Origin of the sequence: Meiothermus luteus (genome assembly GCF_003574085.1) — a bacterium.
Lineage (GTDB): Bacteria > Deinococcota > Deinococci > Deinococcales > Thermaceae > Meiothermus > Meiothermus luteus.
Genome location: NZ_QWKZ01000168.1, coordinates 1 through 2,849 on the forward strand (window position 1 = coordinate 1; position 2,849 = coordinate 2,849).

A 2,849-nucleotide genomic window follows, 5' to 3' on the forward strand; every position below is an offset into this window, starting at 1 on the left:
GGGCAGCGCGGTTTCAAAAGCCGTGCCGCCGGGGGAGGTCTGGGCTGGGGGGGTTCCCGCCCTTCCCCTCCGCCGCCACTGGCGCCGCCTGGCCTTGCTGGAGTGGCTTTTGGAAGCTGAGCGGGCCTTGCGCAGGTTGGTGAAGGGGGCCTGATGGGCCAGCCGGTAGCGGTCCGGGGGGTGGGGTTGCACACCGGGGAGGTGGCGGTGGTGCGCTTTCACCCTGCTGAGGGGCCGGTGCGCTTCTGGGTAGGTGGGGTGGAGCTTCGCCCACTGGCCTCGGCGGTGGTGGATACCTCCCGCTGCACTGCGCTGGGCCATGGAGCTTTGCGGCTTTTCACGGTGGAGCACCTACTGGCCGCGCTTTACATCCGGGGTATCTGGGAAGGGTTGGTGATAGAGGTTTCGGGCCCTGAGGTTCCCATCCTGGACGGGAGCGCACAGGAGTGGTTGGAGGTCCTGCGGGAATTCCCCCCCTGTGGACCGCTGCCCGTCCCACTGAGCGGGGCGGTTAGGGTGGAGGAGGGGCGCAGCAGCGTTTTGGCCCGACCTGATGAGGCCTTTTCAATTTCCGCTACCATTCTATTCCCCCACCCCAAGATTGGCTACCAACAGGTGGTGTCGCCCCCGGTGCCCCTCGAGGAGCTGGCCCGGGCCCGGACCTTCGGCTTTTTGGAAGAGGTGGAGGCCCTGAGGGCCCAGGGGCTCATCCGAGGGGCTTCACTGGAGAACGCCTTGGTCTTCAACCGCTACGGCTACGTCAACACCCCGCGGATGCTCTTTGAGCCGGTATACCACAAGGCCCTAGACTTCCTGGGCGACTTGTACCTGGCCGGCAGGCCCTATCGGGGCCATTTTGTCGCCCATCGGGGCTCCCATCGGTTGCATGTGGAGCTGGCCCGGCTGTTGCAGGTTTTGGGTTAGCGGCCGAGGGGATTTCGGTGTATCATCGCTGCGGGAAACGCAGGGTTGTGCATCGTGTAATGGAGATTGTATGGAGCTAAATGTGGGTGTGGTGGGCGTGGGTGTGATGGGAACGTACCACGCTCAGGTCTACGCAGGGTTGCCCGGGGTTCGGTTGGTGGGCGTGGCTGACCCTGATCCCTTCCGCCAAGCCGCCATTGAGCAAGACCTGGAGGTTCCGGCCTACCCCAACCCGGAAGACCTGTTGGGAAAGGTCCAGGCGGTCTCCATCGCATCGCCTACCTCTTTCCACTACGAGCAGGCCCGGATGTTCCTGGAAGCTGGGGTGCATGTGCTTTTGGAGAAGCCCATGACCCGTACCCTCCGGGAAGCCCAGGACCTGGTGCGGGTCGCCGAGCGCCGAGGGGTGATATTGCAGGTGGGGCACATTGTGCGCTTTTACCGGGCGGTGGGCGACCTGATGCAGATGGTGAGAAACCCCTGGGTGCTCGAGGCCCGCCGCATGAGCAACAACCGCCGCATCCGCGACATTGGGGTGGTGCTGGACCTGATGATTCACGACCTTGATCTGGTCCTGCTGCTCTTGCGCGAGAAACCCCTGCGCTACAGCGTGGTGGGCCGACAGGTGGACGGGTTGGACGAGTTCGCCCAGGCGGTGGTGGATTTTCCCTCAGGGGCCCGGGCCCTCTTTACCGCGAGCCGCATCTCACCCCAGGCCGAGCGTTCCCTCACCATTACCCAGCCTGGGGAGGTGCTGCGGCTGGACTTCAACAGCGAGTATACCGAACTTTCGGTGCACCGCAGCCCTCCGGTCCACCCTGACCCCGACCGGACGGTGCCCAATGGGCGTACCCAGGTGCAGACCGAGCGCATCGCCATTCACAACGAGAATCCTCTGCGCCGCCAGCTCAAGCACTTTGTGGACCGAATTCAGAAGGACGAGCCTCCTTTAGTGACCCTAGAGGACGACCTGCAGGCCCTCGAGCTGGCCCTCGAGCTCTCCCATGCCCTTCAGCCGGTGAGCGTTTGAGGCTTTACTATAAGGCCGTGGATATCTACGAGATTCTGAAGTTTCTGCCCCACCGCTATCCCTTTTTGCTCGTTGACCGGGTATTGGAAGCCGACGAGAAGAGGTTCCGGGCCATCAAGAACGTGACCTTCAACGAGCCCCAGTTTCAGGGGCACTTCCCCGGTTACCCCATCATGCCGGGGGTGCTCCTGATCGAGGCCATGGCCCAAGGCTCGGTGGCGGTGGTGGTCCGGCAGCCCGAGTTTAAGCCGGGCATGCTGGTCTTTTTGGTGGGGGTGGAGGAGGCCCGCTTCCGCAAGCCGGTGGTGCCGGGGGACACCCTGCTGCTGGAAGGGGAGCTGCTGGGTTACCGGCGCGGGCTGGGCAGGGTGCGGGTTGAGGCCCGGGTGGAGGGGGAGCTCAGGGCCGAGGCCACCTTGAGCTTTGTGCTGCGCTCGGAGAGCGGGGGGAGCGTCGCGTGAGCCGGACCGCCATTCACCCCACCGCGGTGATCTCCCCCCAGGCCCAGCTTGCTGCCGATGTGCGGGTGGGCCCCTACGCGGTGGTGGAGGGGCCTTGCGAGATTGGGCCGGGCGTGGAGATAGGGCCGCATGCGGTAGTGCATCCCTATGTGCGCCTGGCCGCGGGGGTGCGGGTGGGGCCCCACGCGGTGCTGGGTGGGGAGCCGCAGGACCTAGGCTACAAAGGGCAGGAGACCTGGCTCGAGGTGGGCCCCAACACCGTCTTGCGGGAGGGGGTGGTGCTGCACCGTTCCACCCGGGAGGACCGCCCCACCCGCATTGGCGCGGGGTGCTACCTGATGGGGTACGTGCATGTGGGCCACGATGTCTGGGTAGGCGACGGGGTCATCCTGACCCAAGGGGTGGGGCTGGCCGGGCACGTGGAGGTGGGGGAC

Annotated in this window: 3 protein-coding genes and 1 pseudogene; all 4 read left to right on the forward strand. The window is 65.5% G+C overall.

The window, feature by feature from the left end; translation table 11 throughout:
• The first annotated feature begins 153 nt into the window (after window positions 1-153).
• A complete protein-coding gene (locus Mlute_RS14695) occupies window positions 154-924 on the forward strand; it encodes a UDP-3-O-acyl-N-acetylglucosamine deacetylase (RefSeq protein WP_119361283.1) in 771 nt (256 codons plus the stop codon).
• A 70-nt stretch (window positions 925-994) separates the two neighbouring features.
• Window positions 995-1,954 carry a Gfo/Idh/MocA family protein gene (locus Mlute_RS14700; protein WP_119361284.1) on the forward strand — a complete coding sequence of 320 codons (960 nt, stop codon included), beginning with the start codon at window positions 995-997 and terminating at the stop codon, window positions 1,952-1,954.
• Between the two features lie 17 nt (window positions 1,955-1,971).
• A complete protein-coding gene (gene fabZ, locus Mlute_RS14705; protein WP_119361285.1) occupies window positions 1,972-2,415 on the forward strand; it encodes a 3-hydroxyacyl-ACP dehydratase FabZ in 444 nt (147 codons plus the stop codon).
• A pseudogene (locus tag Mlute_RS14710) lies at window positions 2,412-2,849 on the forward strand (acyl-ACP--UDP-N-acetylglucosamine O-acyltransferase); the annotation flags it as partial. The gene fabZ and the pseudogene Mlute_RS14710, both read left to right, overlap by 4 nt.

Bases quoted from the DNA above. Each gene is read 5' to 3' on its own strand.
- Mlute_RS14695 (WP_119361283.1), top strand. From the start codon at position 154: ATGGGCCAGCCGGTAGCGGTCCGGGGGGTGGGGTTGCACACCGGGGAG.
- Mlute_RS14700 (WP_119361284.1), top strand. From the start codon at position 995: ATGGAGCTAAATGTGGGTGTGGTGGGCGTGGGTGTGATGGGAACGTAC.